Annotated in this window: 13 protein-coding genes and 1 pseudogene; 6 read left to right on the top strand and 8 right to left on the bottom strand. The window is 65.6% G+C overall.

Annotated elements, in window-relative coordinates; genetic code table 11:
* Positions 1-116: 116 nt before the first annotated feature.
* The gene (locus AC5O77_RS13100; protein ID WP_494506886.1) at positions 117-965 is read right to left on the bottom strand and encodes an isocitrate lyase/PEP mutase family protein; all 849 of its coding nucleotides are present in this window, start codon (positions 963-965) and stop codon (positions 117-119) included.
* A gap of 108 nt (positions 966-1073) precedes the next feature.
* Between AC5O77_RS13100 and AC5O77_RS13095 the strand changes: the two genes are divergently transcribed.
* A complete protein-coding gene (locus AC5O77_RS13095) occupies positions 1074-1970 on the top strand; it encodes a LysR family transcriptional regulator (RefSeq protein WP_253145387.1) in 897 nt (298 codons plus the stop codon).
* Here the strand turns inward: AC5O77_RS13095 and AC5O77_RS13090 are convergent.
* Positions 1958-3010 carry a sensor domain-containing diguanylate cyclase gene (locus AC5O77_RS13090; RefSeq protein ID WP_032127639.1) on the bottom strand — a complete coding sequence of 351 codons (1053 nt, stop codon included), beginning with the start codon at positions 3008-3010 and terminating at the stop codon, positions 1958-1960. The genes AC5O77_RS13095 and AC5O77_RS13090 overlap by 13 nt on opposite strands.
* Before the next feature lie 104 nt (positions 3011-3114).
* Positions 3115-4122 carry a LacI family DNA-binding transcriptional regulator gene (locus tag AC5O77_RS13085; protein ID WP_125893725.1) on the bottom strand — a complete coding sequence of 336 codons (1008 nt, stop codon included), beginning with the start codon at positions 4120-4122 and terminating at the stop codon, positions 3115-3117.
* Positions 4123-4217: 95 nt separating this feature from the next.
* On the opposite strand from AC5O77_RS13085, the gene AC5O77_RS13080 reads away from it, so the two are divergent.
* The 5 genes from AC5O77_RS13080 to AC5O77_RS13060 are packed head-to-tail and all read left to right on the top strand — an operon-like array spanning position 4218 to position 8850.
* Positions 4218-5270, top strand: coding sequence for a sugar phosphate isomerase/epimerase family protein (locus tag AC5O77_RS13080; RefSeq protein WP_049422750.1), 1053 nt, complete (start codon positions 4218-4220; stop codon positions 5268-5270).
* A gap of 27 nt (positions 5271-5297) precedes the next feature.
* Positions 5298-6515, top strand: a complete 1218-nt coding sequence (locus AC5O77_RS13075) for a nucleoside permease (RefSeq protein ID WP_293794393.1) — start codon at positions 5298-5300, stop codon at positions 6513-6515.
* 12 nt (positions 6516-6527) lie between these two features.
* Positions 6528-7652, top strand: coding sequence for a Gfo/Idh/MocA family protein (locus tag AC5O77_RS13070; RefSeq protein WP_125893719.1), 1125 nt, complete (start codon positions 6528-6530; stop codon positions 7650-7652).
* A 19-nt stretch (positions 7653-7671) separates the two neighbouring features.
* Positions 7672-8535, top strand: coding sequence for a sugar phosphate isomerase/epimerase family protein (locus AC5O77_RS13065; RefSeq protein ID WP_125893717.1), 864 nt, complete (start codon positions 7672-7674; stop codon positions 8533-8535).
* Between the two features lie 18 nt (positions 8536-8553).
* Positions 8554-8850 carry a c-type cytochrome gene (locus tag AC5O77_RS13060; protein ID WP_125893715.1) on the top strand — a complete coding sequence of 99 codons (297 nt, stop codon included), beginning with the start codon at positions 8554-8556 and terminating at the stop codon, positions 8848-8850.
* Positions 8851-8880: 30 nt separating this feature from the next.
* Here AC5O77_RS13060 and AC5O77_RS13055 read toward each other — a convergent pair whose 3' ends face one another.
* The 5 genes and pseudogenes from AC5O77_RS13055 to AC5O77_RS13035 form a co-directional block, all read right to left on the bottom strand.
* Entirely contained in the window at positions 8881-9624 is a 744-nt protein-coding gene (locus AC5O77_RS13055) for a 3-keto-disaccharide hydrolase (protein WP_253145364.1), read from the bottom strand.
* Between the two features lie 14 nt (positions 9625-9638).
* Complete coding sequence (locus AC5O77_RS13050) at positions 9639-10214, bottom strand: gluconate 2-dehydrogenase subunit 3 family protein (RefSeq protein ID WP_125893711.1); 576 nt, start codon at positions 10212-10214, stop codon at positions 9639-9641.
* Positions 10214-11899: a GMC oxidoreductase gene (locus tag AC5O77_RS13045; protein WP_125893709.1), complete on the bottom strand. Its 1686-nt coding sequence runs from the start codon at positions 11897-11899 to the stop codon at positions 10214-10216. Before AC5O77_RS13045 ends, AC5O77_RS13050 begins: the two co-directional genes overlap by 1 nt.
* A 27-nt stretch (positions 11900-11926) precedes the next feature.
* Positions 11927-12823, bottom strand: coding sequence for a hydroxypyruvate isomerase family protein (locus tag AC5O77_RS13040; RefSeq protein ID WP_293794744.1), 897 nt, complete (start codon positions 12821-12823; stop codon positions 11927-11929).
* 178 nt (positions 12824-13001) lie between these two features.
* Positions 13002-13195 (bottom strand): annotated as a pseudogene (locus tag AC5O77_RS13035) (IS4 family transposase); the annotation flags it as partial.

The following is a 13195-nucleotide window of genomic DNA, read 5'->3' as shown; positions in this document are numbered from 1 at the left end:
GGTGGCCCATGGTAGAGGATTGGCGGCGATGATTCCGGGTGCAGGATGAACAGGCAACACACGCGGATTCCGCCGCCCCTTCTCCGTCCATCGGCACGTCCGCAATCACGCCCGGATCACACCCGGTCCAGTGCCAGATACCGCGCCGTGCGCACGATCGTCTCACGCTCGCCGAAGCTGGCCAGCTCGCCGGCAACACGCCCGCTGTCGCCAGTCGCTGCGATCTCCTGCAGGGTGCGCTGCATGGCCCGGATCGCAGCGCGCTGCAGGTCAGAGGGAATGATCACCAGCCGGTAATCGAGTTCGGCCAGCCGCGCCACCGGCACCAGCGGCGTCTTGCCGCTGTGGAACATGTTGATCAGCTTCGGCCCGGGAACCTGCTGCGAAATCACCTCAATCTGCTCCAGCGTTTCCGGTGCCTCGACGAAGATCATGTCCGCGCCCGCGTCCACATAGGCCTGCGCCCGTTCGATCGCCGCATCCAGGCCTTCGCAGGCGATGGCATCGGTACGCGCGATGATCATCAACTCCGGGTCGATCCGCGACTGGCAGGCGACACGGATCTTCGTGCACATCTCGCCCGCGTCGACCAGCGTCTTGTCATCCAGGTGTCCGCAGCGCTTGGGGAAGGCCTGGTCCTCGATATGCAGGGCGGCAACCCCTGCCCTTTCGAACGCGCGCACCGTGCGTTCAACATTCGCGGTGCCGCCGAAGCCGGTGTCAGCGTCGGCGATCACCGACAGATCGCAGGCATCGACGATCCGTTCAACCTGCGCAAGCACTTCGCTGAGGCCGAGCAGGCCGATGTCCGGCACGCCGGCCGAACGCGCGATGGCGCCGCCGCTGGCATAGACCGCATCGAAGCCGGCCAGCTCCACCAGGCGTGCCGACAATCCATCGAATGCACCTGGCGCAATCACGCTGCCCTGGCGGAGCAGATCGCGCAACTGACGTGTCTTTTTCATGGGGTCTCCCTTGTCGTTGGACATCTGCCGTGGGATACCGATGATGTTGCCGCCAGCGGCGACCGTCCAATACCGTGTTCGTACAGCACCAGAACGTTTGAGGTTCCAATGGAACTGCGGCACCTGCGCTACTTCGTCATGACTGCCCAGCTGCAGAGCTTCACCAAGGCCGCCGAGGCCCTGCATATCGCCCAGCCGCCGCTCGGGCAGCAGATCCGCGCCCTGGAGGAAGAGATCGGCACACCGCTGTTCCACCGGCAGGGACGCGGCATCGTGCTCAGCGATGCTGGCCAGGTATTCTGGAAAGCCGCGGAGGACATCCTCGCGCGCGTCGACCAGGCCAAGGAGGAGGCGCTGCGCGCCGCACGCGGCGAGGTCGGTACGTTGACATTGGGGCTGACCGAATCGGCGACCTACAACGAGGCGGTCACCGCGCTGATGCGCAGCTTCCAGCGGGCACATCCGGCGGTGCAGGTGCAGCTGGTCGAAGATGGCAGTGAATCGCTGGTCCGGCGCCTCGATGATGGCGAGCTCGATGCAGTGATCGTGCGCCCGCCGTTTTCCGATACCGGTGAACGGATGACACAGCAACTCAGTGCCGAGCCACTGGTGGCAGTACTGCCGGCCGATCACCCGTTGGCGTGCCGGACGAGCATCGCGCTGATCGAGCTGCGCGACGAGCGCTTCATCCTGTTCTCGCGGAAATCGGGCCAGGGCCTGAGTGCAGATGTCGTCGCTGCCTGCCGCAGCCAGGGCTTTGCGCCTACCATCCAGCAGGAAGCGCCCCAGGTGGCTTCGGCGATCAACCTTGCCGCTGCCGGCCTGGGCATCGCCATCGTGCCGGCCTCGATGCAGAGCATGCACCGCAGCGGCCTGGCTTTTGTTGCGCTGGAACTGGGCATGCCGACCACTACGCTGCAGTTGGCGGTGCGCTGCAAGCCTCCGGCAACGGCCGCCCAGCTGCTGGCCTGCGCCAGAGACGTGTCAACACCTCATTCGCCATAGCTGGCGTTGTTCTTGCCCTGGCGCTTGGCGTGGTACAGCGCGCGGTCGGCCAGTGCCAGCCAGTCCTCGACGCTGCCACCGCGCGGCGTCGCCGCGATTCCGATGCTGACGCTGAACTCGATGCCCGGGGTTGCCTGCCGTGCTGCCTCCAGAAGTTGCAGCCGAACCCGCTCTGCCACATGCATCGCATCGACGGGCGCACAGTCCTGCAGCAGCACGACGAACTCGTCGCCTCCCAGCCGCGCAGGGGTATCGCCGGGCCGGGCGAAGGCGCGCAAGGTGGAGGCGATATGGCGCAGCACTTCGTCCCCGGCGCGATGACCGTGCGAGTCATTGATGCGCTTGAAGTCATCCACATCAAGCATCAGCAGGCAGGCAAAACCACCCTGCCCCTGCGCCTTGTCCAGTGCCTGCTGCGCACGGACGATCAGGAAGCCGCGGTTGGCCAGCTCCACCAGCGGGTCCATGCGGCTCAGCCGCTTCAACTGGCGGTTCTGCGATTTCACCCGCCGCGCCAGCTGCCAGCTGAGGATGCTGAGGCCGATGCCGTAGACGAACAGGAATGGCACGCTGAGCACGATCGTGCGCTGCGATGACACCGGCTGGTAAGGAAACCCGAGCCCCCACCAGGTGAGCGCGAATCCCGCTACCAGTGCCAGTGTGGCCCGTACCGCCAGCTTCACCCCACCGGCGGCGATCTTGTCGGCGACCAGCAGCGCGGCGAACAACGCACTGGGTACCACGCTGAGCCCCATGAAGGCGATCCAGCCACCGCCAAAGAAGGAATCAACCACCATGCAACGGAACTGGACCACCGCAGGCTGCCGTGAGCGCTGGGTCAGCACCAGCGCGAGCGCCGGCCAGGCCAGCGCGTTGAGCAGCAGCAACACCCAGGCCCACGGGCCGTCCTGACGTTCAAGAATGATCGAGGCGATGGGAATCGCGCCCAGCCCATTGCCCACGAAGCGCATCCAGCCGATGCGACGTGCCGCGCCGATGCCTTCGACCGCGACTTCCGTCGAGTCCGTCAAGAACGGCATTGCCGACCCCCTTGCGCGATCGCACGCCCTTGCCGGGCGGCCTGTGGTGAGTCTGACAGCTCTGCGTCAATTCGGGATCAAGGATTCACGGCGGTTACCCTGCCTCACCCACGCCTGGGTGGCGCCGTTGAACCCCGCAGCATCAGGCTGAAATCCAGCGTCTGCTGCAGCGGCACATCCATGTGCTCGATGATGGCAAGCAGCAGGTTGACCGCGCGCTCACCGATCTCCCGCATTGGTTGCCGGATGGTGGTCAACGGCGGCGTGAGGTAGCGGGAAGATGCCAGATCATCGAAGCCGACGATGGACAGGTCCTCCGGCACGCGGATGCCCAGATCGCGGCAGGCCGCCAGGGTGCCCAGCGCCATCTGATCGCTGAAACAGAAGATCGCCGTTGGCGCAGACATGCCGTCCAGCAGCGCCATGGCAGCCGCATGGCCGGATTCCACCGAAAAGTCACCCGGCACGATGTTCAGCTGGCGCAGGCGTCCACGCGCCTTGCCAGCCGCCCGCACCCCTTCCAGCCGTTGCTGGTGCAGCGGATTGTCCGGCGGTCCGCCGACCACGGCGATCCGCTCGTGTCCCAGCCCATACAGATGTTCCATCACCACGCGCGCGGCCGCGGCGTTATCGATATGGACGCTGGGAATGCCCAGTGCGGGGTCGAACTCGCAGCCGTTGATCACCGGCGCGGCGGCACCGCGCTGCTGGACGATCTCGCGCGCCGTGGGCGGCAGGCGGTGCCCCAGCACGATCATGCCGTCGGCCTCGTTGCGCCGGAGCATCTGCGCATAGCGCTCCTCGCGGTCGGGTTGATGCTGGGTATCGCCGAGCAGAACCGCATAGCCGACCGCCTGTGCGGCGTCCTCCGCCCCCTGCAGGATCTGCGCGAAGAACGGATTTGCGATGTCCGGGACGGTGACCAGGATCTTGCCGCTGCGCTGGGTCTTGAGCGTGCGGGCCACCGTGTTGGGCACATAGCCCAGTGCGGCGGCGGCCAGCTCGATGCGCGCGCGGGTAGCCGGCAGCACTTTGTCCGGCCGGGAAAGCGCCCGCGACACCGTGCCTGCGGAGACGCCGACGTGCTTCGCGATGTCGTAGATGGTGGCCATGGCGTTAGTTCTCCTGTCTGCTGTGCAGTGCACAACAGGTCCTGCGTGAGCCCCTGCTAGGATAATGCAATCGATTGCATCGAGGGCGAATCACGTTGAAGACGCTCAAGGGTCCAGCGCTGTTCCTGGCGCAGTTCATCGGCGACACGGCTCCTTTTGATCGGCTGGACACGCTGGCCGGATGGGCCGCGGGTCTGGGCTATTCTGGCGTACAAGTCCCCACCGGCGCGCCCCACCTGTTCGATCTGGCCGAGGCCGCGCGCAGCCAGGCGTACTGCGACGACGTCGCCGGCATGCTGGCCGGTCATGGCGTGCAGATCACCGAGCTGTCCACCCATCTGCAGGGGCAGCTGGTCGCGGTGCATCCGGCCTACGACAGCCTGTTCGACGGATTCGCGCCGGCGGACAAGCGCGGCGATCCGGCTGCCCGCCAGGCTTGGGCAGTCGAGCAGCTTCTGCTGGCCGCCAAAGCCAGTCAGCGCCTGGGGCTGACCGCGCATGCCACGTTCTCCGGCGCATTGGCCTGGCCCTATTTCTATCCCTGGCCGCAGCGTCCACCGGGACTGGTGGAAGAAGCCTTCGCCGAACTCGGCCGCCGCTGGCGCCCGATCCTCGATGCCTTCGATGCCTGCGGCGTGGATCTCTGCTTCGAGATCCACCCAGGTGAGGACCTGCACGATGGCGCGACCTTCGAACGCTTCCTCGACGTGGTGGATCATCACCCCCGCGCCAAGATCCTGTACGACCCCAGCCACCTGCTGCTGCAGCAGATGGACTACCTGGGCTTCATTGACCGCTACCACGCGCGCATCGGCATCTTCCACGTCAAGGACGCGGAGTATCGCGCCAGCGCGAGCAGCGGCGTGTATGGCGGCTACCAGGACTGGATCGATCGTCCGGGCCGGTTCCGTTCGCCCGGTGATGGCCAGATCGACTTCAAGGCGATCTTCTCCAAGTTCGCCCAGTACGACTTCCCCGGATGGGCGGTACTGGAATGGGAGTGCTGCCTGAAGCACCCGGAGGACGGCGCACGCGAAGGTGCCGCCTTCATCCGCGACCACATCATCCGGGTGACCGAGCGCGCCTTCGATGACTTTGCCGACAGTGGCACGGACGCCGCATCACTGCACCACATGCTGGGAATCTGAGCCATTACCGCCCCGGGAGGGCAAGCCATGTCGCACGCCATGTCGCGCTTGGGCGCGATGATGTTTCTGCAGTTCTTCATCTGGGGAGCGTGGTTCGTGACCCTCGGGACGTACCTGGCACAGGGCCCGCTGCAGGCCAGCGCCAGCCAGGTGGCCACCGCCTTCCTCAGCCAGTCGATCGGCGCGATCGTGGCGCCGTTCCTGGTCGGCCTGATCGCCGATCGCTACTTCGCCGCGCAGCGCATCCTAGCGGTGCTGCACCTGGCCGGCGCGGTGCTGATGTGGCTGGCGTCCACTGCTTCCAGCTTCAGCATGTTCTCGGCCTACGTGATGGGTTACATGCTGCTGTTCATGCCCACGCTGGCACTGGCCAACAGCGTGGCGATGCGGCACATGCAGTCACCGGAGAAACAGTTCCCGCTGGTGCGGGTGGCGGGCAGCATCGGCTGGATCGTGGCAGGCGTGCTGATCGGCTGGCTGGGCTGGGAGCAGGCCCATCGGCTTGAACTGACCTTCCGCATGGCCGCGCTGGCATCGCTGGTGCTGGGCCTGTATGCGTTCACTCTGCCGCACACGCCGCCACTGGCACAGCAGCGCGATGCCGGGCTGGGGCAGATCCTGGGTCTCGACTCGCTGCGGCTGCTGAAGTCGCGCGCCTACCTGGTGTTCTTCCTGGCCTCCATCGCCATCTGCATCCCGCTGTCGTTCTACTACAACTTCACCAATCCGTATCTCAACGACCTGGGCGTGCGCGGCGCAGCGGGCCTGCAGTCGCTGGGCCAGGTTTCCGAGGTACTGCTGATGCTGGCCATGCCGTTCCTGTTCGTGCGGCTGGGGGTGAAGACCATGCTGGCGGTCGGCATGGCGGCGTGGGTGGTGCGCTACGTCCTGTTCGCCTTCGGCGATGCAGGCAGCGGCTTCCCGCTACTGGTGATCGGCATCGTGCTGCACGGCATCTGCTACGACTTCTTCTTCGTCACCGGCCAGATCTACACCGATGCCCACGCCGGCCCCGCCGCGCGCAGCAGCGCGCAAGGCTTCATCACCCTGGCCACGTACGGCGTGGGCATGCTGATCGGCACCTTCCTGTCCGGCGCGGTGGTGGAGCACTTCACCACCGAGGCCGGCCCCGACTGGCAGCAGATATGGCTGTTCCCGGCTGGCGTCGCGCTGGTGGTTCTGATCGCCTTCCTGCTGCTGTTCCGCGACCGGCCCGCCGTGGCCGCCGCATCTTCCACACGCTGAGGACCACAGCCGATGCCAAAGCTTGGAATCGCCATCGTCGGCGCCGGCATGATCGGCGCCGTGCACCGCCGCGCGGCCTTGCTCGCCGGTGCCGAGGTACGCGGCGTTGCCGCTTCGTCAGCGCAGCGCGCGCGTGAGATGGCGCAGCTGTGGAATGTCCCGCGCGCCTATCGGGATATCGAAGAGGTGATTGCCGATCCGCAGGTGCAGGTCGTGCATGTCTGCACGCCCAACCATCTGCACCGCGCGATGGCGCAGGCCGCGCTGGAAGCCGGCAAGCACGTGATCTGCGAGAAACCGCTGGCGACCACGCTGGACGATGCGCAGGCGCTGGCGGCGTTGGCCGCCTCGACCGGCTTGGTTGCCACGGTCCCCTTCGTCTACCGCTACCACCCGGTGGTGCGCGAGGCGCGCGCACGCATCGCCCAGGGCGATCTCGGGCCGCTGCACCTGATCCATGGCAGCTACCTGCAGGACTGGCTGCTGGACCCGGCCAGCAACAACTGGCGCGTGGACCCGGCGTTGGGTGGCGCATCGCGCGTGTTCGCCGACATCGGCTCGCACTGGTGCGACCTGGTGGAATGGGTCAGCGGCGAACGCTTCGCCGAGGTCAGCGCGGCGTTCTCTACGGTCATCGCCGAGCGCGGCGCCGTCAGCGGGCAGAGCTTCAGCACGCCAACCGCAGCCAGCGCAATGCAGGCGGTAACGAGCGAGGACGTAGCGGCGGCGATGTTCAGGACCGGCGCCGGTACGCTGGCATCTCTGACGGTCAGCCAGGTCTCGGCCGGACGCCACAACCGCCTCTGGTTCGAGATCGACGGTGCCAACGCCAGTGTGGCCTTCAACCAGGAGGACGCCGAGCGCCTGTGGATCGGCCTGCCCGACCAGCGCGAGGAGGTCTTCGTGCGCGGACCAGGCGCCGGCAGTGCCGATCAACGCCGCCTTTCCGTGCTGCCGGCCGGCCACGCGCAGGGCTACGCCCAGTGCTTCGAAGCATTCGTCGCCGACAGCTATCGCGCCATCGACGACGAGCGGCCGCGGGGCCTGCCCACCTTCGAGGACGGCCTGCGCTCGGCGCAGATCGTCGATCGTGTCATTGCATCGGCCAGGTCGCGTACCTGGACCACCATCGGTTGAAACCCGGGAGGATCTGTTGATGAAAGCCCTTGTCCATGGAACTGCAAGCCTCATTCTGCTGCTCGCTGCCCTGCCCGCTTTTGCAGTCGAAGCTGTCAGCACGCAGAAGCCGATCGCGGTACAGATGTACACCCTGCGCGATGCCGGCTCGCTCGAGCAGCAGCTGAAGATCGTCCACGACGCTGGCGTCCATGCGGTGGAAACGGTCGGCACGCAGAACACCAGCGCCGCCGAGCTCAAGCAGCTGCTGGACCGGTATTCGATCAAGGCAATTTCATCGCATGTGCCGCTGGCCGAGCTGCGCAGCAACCTGGATGGGGTGGTGACCTTCAACCGGTCGATCGGCAACACGACGCTGGTGGTGCCGTACCTGGACAAGAAGGATCGCCCGGGCGATGCCGCCGGCTGGACCGCCCTGGGCCAGGAACTGGGCCGCATCGCAAAGCAGGTGCGCGGCAAGGGCATGCGCCTGGCCTACCACAACCACGACTTCGAACTGGCCGACTTCGACGGCAGGACCGGACTGGAGCTGCTGTTCGCCGCCGCCGGTCCAGACCTGCAGACCGAGCTGGACCTGGCCTGGGTCGCGCGTGCAGGCCTGGACCCGGCAGTGATGCTGGCAAAGTTCCGCGGCCACGTGTTCGCGGTACACGCCAAGGACAATGCACCGAAGGGCCAGGCCCAGGACGAAGGCGGATTCGCCGCGGTGGGCCAGGGCGTGCTGGACTGGAACGCGATCCTGCCTGCTGCGGCAGCCGCCGGCGTGCATTGGTACATCATCGAGCACGACCAGCCACGCGATCCGGCCAGGATCATCCAGACCGGTGCGGACTATCTGCGTGAACACCTGACCACCCGCGTGCCCGCCCGTGCGCGGCGCTGACGCATCAAGGAGCCCCACATGAAAATGATCCTGGCAATGGCGGTGGCCCTGGGCGGCATGAGCGTTGCGACAACCGCCTGGTGCAAGGACGACCCGGCTGCGGGTGCAAAGCTCTACACCGCGAACTGCGTGGCCTGCCACGGCGCCGATCGTGCGGGCATGCCGGGCGCGTTCCCGGCGCTCACCGATATCGGCAAGCGCATGGCACCCGCACAGATCAAGGAAAAGATCAGCAAGGGCGGCGGGCTGATGCCGCCCTTCTCCCAGCTGTCACAGCAGGAGATCAATGACATCGCCAGCTACCTGGCGAAGTAAGCGGCCGGCGACCACGCCGGCCGCGTGCCCCTACAGCTCGCGCGCCCAGATGTTGCGGTAGCTGACCCTGGAGTCATGTTCCTGCAGATAGAGCGGCGCACACCCATGCGGCGCGTAGGAAGGCGCACCGATGTATTCGGTCTTGCCGGCCAGCACAGTGTCGTCCTGCACCAGCACGCCGTTGTGCAGTACCGTGATGCGCGCGGGCGAGACAAGCCCACCGCCCGCCGAGAAGCGCGGTGCTTTCCAGAGGATGTCGTAGGCCTGCCACTGTCCCGGTGCGCGCGAGGCGTTCACCAACGGCATGGCCTGCTTGTAGATCGAACCCGCCTGGCCATTGGCATAGGTCGGGTTGTTGTAGCTGTCGAGCACCTGCAGTTCATACAGCTCCTGCAGGAAGATGCCGCTGTTGCCGCGGTTCTGTCCGTCGAAGCCCTTCGTGTCGGTGGGCGTACGCCACTCGACATGCAGCTGGACGTCGCAGAAGCGTTGCCTGGTGCGAATGCCCTTGCTGCCGGGCACGACGGTCATGGCGCCATCGGCAATCTTCCAGGGCACGCGCCCGCCCTGCTCCGACTCCCACGCGGAGACATCCTTGCCATCGAACAGCACGATTGCGTCGGACGGTGCCTTGCCTGGCGGCGTGGCAACGGTCGCAGGCACCGGCGTCCACACCTCGGTCTTCTTCGGATCGCGCGCGGCGTCGGCACCGTTCTGCGCGAACAGGGGTGCGGCGGCCAGCACGGTGGCCGCGATCAGCAGCGGCTTGATCATCCTGTTGCACTCCATCAGCTGGTCCCCCAGGCGGGCGTGCCGGGAACATAAGCAAGATCGCCGTCGTAGCGCCCCGGCACGGCAACGTACTGCAGCACCCCGGTGGCACCGACCTTGGAGGTGAAGAAGCCGAAGATGGCCAGCTGCTTGAGCATCGTGAAGTAGTGCGGCATCGCCTCGCCTTCTTCAGGCGTACCGGTTTCGGTCACATCGGCATGACGTGCCTTGGCTTCTGCATCGAGCGTGCGCAGCAATTCGGAGCGGGCGTGCGGCGTGAGCGACACGAAGCGGCCACCGGCCCGTTTGTCGATATCGGTCAGCCCTGCGCGGAACGCCGCCTGCTGCCGGGCGGTGTAGCAGTCAGTGACGAACGTCGCCATGAACAGGCCGGCGCCGGCATCCTTCGCCCCTGGTGTCCGGGTCCGCGGCAGGATGGTCTCGGCGATCTCGTCCAGCGTAGCGACGTCGGTATCGGAGAAATGAATCTTGGTGGCGCCCGCCGGTGCCTGACCCTGCACAAGGGCAGGCAACCCAACCATGGCCGCACCGGTGGCGGCGACGATCATCTTCAACAGCTCGCGGCGATCCATCAGAGATTCCCCGCTTTCAGTTCGCGCACCGCATGATCTGCGGCCCGAGCCGTCAGCGCCATGTAGGTCAGCGAAGGATTCACGCAGGCGCTGGAGGTCATGCAGGCCCCGTCGGTCACATAGACATTGGGTGCATCCCAGACCTGGTTGTGCTGGTTCAGCACCGAGCTCTTCCGATCACGTCCCATGCGCGCGGTCCCCATTTCGTGGATGCCCTTGCCCGGGGCGTAATCGTTGTCGTGCATCTTCACGTCCTTGACGCCGGCCGCCTCCAGCATCTCGGCGGCATCGGCGGCCATGTCCTTGCGCATCGCCAGTTCGTTGGCGCGCATGGCAACGTCCATCGCCAGCACCGGCAGACCCCACTTGTCCTTGCGGTCGCGGTCCAGGCGGATCGTGTTGTCGTGGTGCGGCAGCATTTCACCGAACCCGGTCATGCCGATGCGCCAGTCACCGGGCACGGTCAGCGCCTCCTTCAGATCGGCACCGATGTTCAGCTCGGCGATCTCGCGCGACCAGCCGGTGCGGCTGGCACCGCCCTGGTAGCCGAACCCGCGCAGATAGCCGCGCTTGTCGGCCGCAACGTTGCGGAAACGCGGAATGTAGAAGCCGCAGGGGCGACGCCCGAAGTAGTACTTGTCTTCGTAACCCTCGACCCGGCCGGAGGCGCCCGCACCGAAGTGATGGTCCATCACGTTGTGCCCGAGCTCGCCCGACGATGAGCCCAGCCCGCCCTCCCACACATCAGTGGCCGAGTTCATCAACAGCCACGTCGAGTTGAACGACGACGCGTTGAGGAAGATGACCTTGGCCGTGTACTGGTAGGTCTGGCCGGTTTCGGCATCGATGACCTCCACACCGCGGGCACGCTTGCGGTCCTTGTCGTAGAGCACTTCCTTGACGATCGAGAACGGCCGCAAGGTCAGGTTGCCGGTCTTCATCGCCGCCGGCAGTGTCGCTGCCTGGGTGGAAAAATAAGCGCCGAAAGGGCAACCCAGGATGCACTTGTTGCGGTACTGGCAGTTGACGCGGCCCTGTTCCGGCATGGGCTTTGTGATGTTGGCAGTGCGCGAGTGGATCATATGGCGCGTTCCGCCGAAGGCCTTCTTGATACGCGCGGCCACATCCTTCTCGACGATATTCAAGGGAATCGGCGGCAGGAACTCGCCGTCCGGCAACACGTCCAGTCCTTCGCGCGTGCCGGCGATGCCGGCGAACTTTTCCACATGGTCGTACCACGGCGCGATATCGGCGTAGCGGATGGGCCAATCGGCCGCGATGCCGTCCTTGAGGTTCGCCTCGAAATCCAGGTCGGAGAAGCGATAGCTCTGCCGGCCCCATAGCAATGAGCGGCCGCCGACGTGGTAGCCACGGAACCAGTCGAAACGTTTGGTCTCGATGTAGGGCGAGTCCTGTTCGTTGGCCCACATCCCTTCCAGATTCTCAGCCAGGCCGTAGTCGCGCATCAGCACCGGGAAGTCGGCCTTCATCGCCTGCGTTGGCCGGTTGCGATGCGGGAAGTCCCACGCTTCCTTCATCGCATTGACGTAGTCCTTGACGTGCTCGATGTTGCGTCCGCGTTCCAGCATCAGGACCTTCAGGCCCTTTTCGGTCAGCTCCTTCGCCGCCCAACCGCCACTGATTCCCGAGCCAACAACAATGGCGTCGTAATGATTATCTGCCATGGGTTTCTCACCTGGGTGGATATCGTTTCAGACGTCGCAGAGGCGGATCGCCTCGCGCAATGAGCCAACGGGATCGGGCGCTGCAGGCGTGAACTCCTGCGCCAGATACCCCTTGAAACCGGTGTCGCGGATCGCGCGGCAGATGGCCGGATAGTGGAGCTCCTGCTGGTCTCCGATCTCGTTCCGGCCGGGCACGCCTGCGGTGTGGTAATGCTTGAAGCAGGCGTGATGCTTGCCGATGGTGGCGATGATGTCGCCCTCCATGATCTGCATGTGGTAGATATCGTAGAGCAGGCCGAAGTTGTCCGAGCCGAGTCGCTGGCAAAGCTCCACGCCCCATGCCGAGTGGTCGCACAGGTAGTCGCGATGATCGACCCTGGAATTCAGCAGCTCCATCACCAGCACCACCCCGCGCTTCTCGGCGTGCCCGAGTATGCGCTTGAGGCCGGCCTCGGCATTGGCCATGCCTTCGGCGGGGTCCATGCCGTTGCGGTTGCCGGAGAAGCAGATCAGGTTGCGATAGCCGGCATCGGCCACCAGATCAATGTGCCGCGTGTAGCGCTCCACCAGCTGGTCATGGAACTGGCGGCCGGCAAAGCCCTTGGTCAGGCCCAGCTCCGCGCCGTTGCACATCGAGCTGTACACGCCATTCGCCTTCAGCGTGGACCAGTCTTCCGGGCCGACCAGGTCGATCGCGGCAAAGCCGATGTCCTTCACCGTCGCGCAAAGCTGGGCGACGGACAGCTGCGGGAACGTCCAGCGGGCCACGGAGTGCTTCAGGTTGCCCTTGAGCGCTGCGGTGGCGGCGAATGCAGGCAACGCTCCCGCAGTACCCAGAGCTACGCCTCCAGCAACCGCCATGCGCAACGCATCGCGCCGCGTGAGGCCCGTCGCCGGGGCCGGTCTGATCGAATGGATGGACATCCACCTGCCGGCCTCCCAACCGGTATCAAACGCAACGATTCACAGCAATGCAATCGATTGCACCATAGGGGAGGAAATTGTCTGTTTGCAAGTCGCGGTGCACGAAAATTCAATGCTGCGGGGCACAACTCCGCAGGAATCGCGGACAAAGAAAAGCCCCGCATGAGCGTAATGCTGTTCACTTAAGCGGTGCAGCCTTGCGATCGACGGGATAACGGGTTTTGGAGATCTTCACCGTCCTCGGAGTTGTTGGCCGGGGACGGTGCTCCAGGAAGAGGCTGGCGACGCCGGATCGCAGCTGGGATAAACGCCTTCCGGTAGCCGAAGCGGGTTGTGCCGCCGCCATCACGATCAGCTGCGCGGCGATGTAGT

The sequence above is a fragment of the Stenotrophomonas sp. INTA L402-1 genome, from assembly GCF_059295135.1.
This window is presented reverse-complemented; position numbering and strand designations above follow the sequence as displayed.

Coding starts and splice junctions, on each gene's coding strand:
- AC5O77_RS13100 (WP_494506886.1), bottom strand. CDS start 965: ATGAAAAAGACACGTCAGTTGCGCGATCTGCTCCGCCAGGGCAGCGTG.
- AC5O77_RS13095 (WP_253145387.1), top strand. CDS start 1,074: ATGGAACTGCGGCACCTGCGCTACTTCGTCATGACTGCCCAGCTGCAG.
- AC5O77_RS13090 (WP_032127639.1), bottom strand. CDS start 3,010: ATGCCGTTCTTGACGGACTCGACGGAAGTCGCGGTCGAAGGCATCGGC.
- AC5O77_RS13085 (WP_125893725.1), bottom strand. CDS start 4,122: ATGGCCACCATCTACGACATCGCGAAGCACGTCGGCGTCTCCGCAGGC.
- AC5O77_RS13075 (WP_293794393.1), top strand. CDS start 5,298: ATGTCGCACGCCATGTCGCGCTTGGGCGCGATGATGTTTCTGCAGTTC.
- AC5O77_RS13070 (WP_125893719.1), top strand. CDS start 6,528: ATGCCAAAGCTTGGAATCGCCATCGTCGGCGCCGGCATGATCGGCGCC.
- AC5O77_RS13065 (WP_125893717.1), top strand. CDS start 7,672: ATGAAAGCCCTTGTCCATGGAACTGCAAGCCTCATTCTGCTGCTCGCT.
- AC5O77_RS13060 (WP_125893715.1), top strand. CDS start 8,554: ATGAAAATGATCCTGGCAATGGCGGTGGCCCTGGGCGGCATGAGCGTT.
- AC5O77_RS13055 (WP_253145364.1), bottom strand. CDS start 9,624: ATGATCAAGCCGCTGCTGATCGCGGCCACCGTGCTGGCCGCCGCACCC.
- AC5O77_RS13050 (WP_125893711.1), bottom strand. CDS start 10,214: ATGGATCGCCGCGAGCTGTTGAAGATGATCGTCGCCGCCACCGGTGCG.
- AC5O77_RS13045 (WP_125893709.1), bottom strand. CDS start 11,899: ATGGCAGATAATCATTACGACGCCATTGTTGTTGGCTCGGGAATCAGT.
- AC5O77_RS13040 (WP_293794744.1), bottom strand. CDS start 12,823: ATGTCCATCCATTCGATCAGACCGGCCCCGGCGACGGGCCTCACGCGG.